General features: G+C 31.1%; 1 protein-coding gene. It reads left to right on the top strand.

Going from position 1 to position 861, the window contains the following annotated elements; translation table 11 throughout:
• The coding region (locus ABD873_RS08750; RefSeq protein WP_345067401.1) for an IS3 family transposase at positions 1 to 861 on the top strand (861 nt) is incomplete at both ends.

Raw genomic sequence — 861 nt, 5'->3', positions numbered from 1 at the left:
GATTTCCTAAAAAAGTTGGAAGCCTTGGCTCAAAGCAAACAAGCCAAAAAGAAAAAGCAGTAATTATTACTGAGCTGAGGCGTAAACACAAACTAGAATACTTATTGCATATTGCAGAGCTAGCTCGAAGTAGTTATTATTATCATACAAAAAGCGTCTGTTTTATTGATAAGCATGCTGATTTAGTGAGGCATGTTATAGCATGTTATCAAAAGCATAAAGGTCGATATGGCTATAGACGTGTAACATTAGCCCTAAGAAATACGCTAGATAAAGCTGTGAACTATAAGACAATAGCCAAGATAATGAGATTGTTAAAACTCAAAAGTGTAATCCGAGTTAAGAAATATAAGTCTTATAAGGGAGATGTAGGTATAGCGGCGGCAAATATTCTACAAAGAAATTTTAAAGCTGACAACCCATATGAGAAATGGGTTACCGATGTGACTGAATTTAAAGTTGCTGGAAGCAAATTATATTTATCACCTATTATGGATTTATTTAATGGGGAAATTATAAGTTATAATATATCTACATCTCCTAACTATAAACAGGTTGAAGACATGCTAGATAAAGCGCTCAAAAGAAGAAAAAAAGAAGGCAAAGATCATATAAAGACTATATTACATTCCGATCAAGGAACATTATATAGGCTAAAAATATATCAAAATCTATTAAAAGACAATGAAATTATTCAGAGCATGTCCAGAAAGGGAAACTGTCTAGATAATGCTATTATAGAGAACTTTTTTGGGGTACTAAAATCAGAGTTGTTTTATTTAAAGAAATATAGGTCAATACTGGAATTAACTAAGGATATTATAGAATATATTAAATATTACAACGACAAAAGGATAAGAA

It is taken from the genome of Sphingobacterium thermophilum (genome assembly GCF_039541675.1).
Classification (GTDB): domain Bacteria; phylum Bacteroidota; class Bacteroidia; order Sphingobacteriales; family Sphingobacteriaceae; genus Sphingobacterium; species Sphingobacterium thermophilum.
This window is presented reverse-complemented; position numbering and strand designations above follow the sequence as displayed.